This window comes from Clostridia bacterium, from assembly GCA_014360065.1.
Classification (GTDB): domain Bacteria; phylum Bacillota; class DSM-521; order Neomoorellales; family JACIYF01; genus JACIYF01.
This window is the reverse complement of record JACIYF010000226.1, coordinates 1-2047: the sequence shown is the minus strand read 5'-3', so window position 1 is coordinate 2047 and position 2047 is coordinate 1. Positions and strand designations below refer to the sequence as shown.

Sequence of the window (2047 nt, the reverse complement as noted above, 5' to 3'; positions counted from 1 at the left end):
TTGGAGTATTGCCATGACGAACAAACTGTTCCCATGCCTCGCGGCACGCGTATTGCTTTTGTACCGGACCAGAATCCCAAACAGCATCTAAAGCACGCATCACTCACACCCCATACCCGGCAAGTTCTGTCCCGCCCAAGCTGCAGAAACGTTATCGAGCATCTTGCTTGCTACTTAGCTTACCCCTTCAGTTTGTTTTAGATTCGACTCTAAATCGCCTGTTCCTACCTCCGCCCGCTAGATAGCTCCCCCATCGTCGCAGGAACTCTTGAAAAGCTGCCTCCCAGGCCACACGAACTGGAAAGGACACCAAGGTCAGGAAAGCAGGGCTTCAGTCAAGGAACATCAAAGTAGCTAGAAATTCTTTGGACGCTCTAGTTGAGTTCGGCGTCTCGCGCCCTCCAGTGGATGCCGTCGAACGCCTTTCCCGGCGGGCCGAGGTAGTCTTCACGCACCTAAAAGGCGATGGCTGCCCTACCACGATGCCAGGATGGACAGCTATCTCGTAATACTGCCGGCCAGGCTCCGGCTTTCACCACGCCTGAGGTGGACAGCCGCCCACGAGCTCGACCATATCTCCTTGGACTTCAGGCTGAACTCAAAGCGGCCCAGAACTGGTACGGCCTCGATCGAGAGGCCGACTGGTTCGCCAAGAACTTTCTCATGCCCGAGCAGTGGGTACGGAACGAGGCACGGATACTTAGCCCGCATGGAGAGCCACTTCTTGCCCGTGAGCTGGGCTGGTTGAAAGAGATATTTGATGTGTCCTGGGAAGCGCTCATGGTTCGGTTGGAGGAGCTGGGGATCCAGGACCGGTGTGTCAGCGAGGAGCAGCTTGGGATAACGCACGACCTGCGCTGAGACAAGATGCGGTAATCGGCTGCCAGAATCGTACTTCTCTTTCTTCTCTACCCTGAGGGGGCTGGAGCTCCCTCCAACTATTTCGCTTAGAGGCGTGCCTCATACGGCCAAGCCGAACCAGGAGGTAGAAAATCAGATGAAGTTACTTCAAGAGGGAGAGGCCCATCGGTGGTAGGTCTAATCCTTCCGATCCTCCTGGGATACGCTTATGGCTCGTTCTTGCCTGCCTATTTTATCTGCAAATGGCTTACAGAAGAGGATATACGAACCGTAGGGGACGGCAATCCCGGGGTTACCAACGTGGCGCGCAGCCTCGGGTTCTACCCGGCAGCCCTGACCGCTTTCTATGACATCACCAAGGGGCTCTTGGCCATGGCTACAGCCGCTCTCGTTTTTCATTCTCCCCCTGGCGGCGGTGTATTTGAGCGGGGCTTCCACCACTATCGGCCATGTCTTTCCTTTCTATCTCCGGTTCAAGGGAGGTAAGGGAACCCCTTCAGGCACAGGCTAGCCCGACCTAGCAGCAGTTGGCTCAAGCCAGTTCCGGGGCACCATTAGCCTGAGGCTGGCGGCCACCTGCTTGAGCCGGGATGGGCGCAGGTAGAAGCGCCGGTAGGCGCGGATGGTTTCCTTGGCAATCTGGCCCGGAGTCAGGTGCGGGGTTTTCATGGTGACGTGGGCGCCATCAAAGCGAGACCAATCGAAGCTTGAGATGAGGCCCTGGCTTTTTCAAACAGCTGGGTTCCTGGGAAAGGGGTAAGAATGCTAAACTCGGCAATATCCGGCTCCAGGCTACGGGCAAATTCCACTGTCTTTCGGATAGTCTCTCGAGTATCGACCAGGTCGCCGATCACGAAGCTGGCCCATACCCGGATGCCGTACTTTTTCAGCAGCTCTACCGCTTGCCGGGCAAGGCTGGCGGTGATGCCCTTGCGATAGCTATCTAGAACCGATTGGGTGACGCTCTCGATGCCGAGAAAAACCATGCGCGCACCCGCCTCGCCCATCTTTTTACTCATAGCCTCTTTCTGTGTAGATTGTCAACGACTCGCGATCCTGGCGAATCCCCAGTTTGATGATTCTGATGATTCTGGGAGTGAAGCTGAGGAAGGAAAAGGAAATCCTCCTTTCGAAGAGATAATCTTAGATGCGAAACCCGAAAGGAGGATTCCCATGAGTTTTAAAC

4 protein-coding genes are annotated in these 2047 nt (G+C 55.5%); 2 read left to right on the top strand and 2 right to left on the bottom strand.

Translation table 11 applies throughout. The annotated features are described in order from the left end of the window. The first annotated feature begins 465 nt into the window (after positions 1-465). Positions 466-861: a hypothetical protein gene (locus H5U02_15320; GenBank protein MBC7343789.1), complete on the top strand. Its 396-nt coding sequence runs from the start codon at positions 466-468 to the stop codon at positions 859-861. Between the two features lie 168 nt (positions 862-1029). Continuing rightward, positions 1030-1347, top strand: a complete 318-nt coding sequence (locus tag H5U02_15315) for a glycerol-3-phosphate acyltransferase (GenBank protein ID MBC7343788.1) — start codon at positions 1030-1032, stop codon at positions 1345-1347. Between the two features lie 21 nt (positions 1348-1368). Here the strand turns inward: H5U02_15315 and H5U02_15310 are convergent, their stop codons facing one another. Both H5U02_15310 and H5U02_15305 read right to left on the bottom strand, forming a co-directional pair. After that, the gene (locus tag H5U02_15310) at positions 1369-1530 is read right to left on the bottom strand and encodes a hypothetical protein (GenBank protein MBC7343787.1); all 162 of its coding nucleotides are present in this window, start codon (positions 1528-1530) and stop codon (positions 1369-1371) included. Then, positions 1527-1880, bottom strand: a complete 354-nt coding sequence (locus H5U02_15305) for a hypothetical protein (GenBank protein MBC7343786.1) — start codon at positions 1878-1880, stop codon at positions 1527-1529. The genes H5U02_15310 and H5U02_15305 overlap by 4 nt, the downstream gene beginning before the upstream one ends. Positions 1881-2047 lie beyond the last annotated feature (167 nt).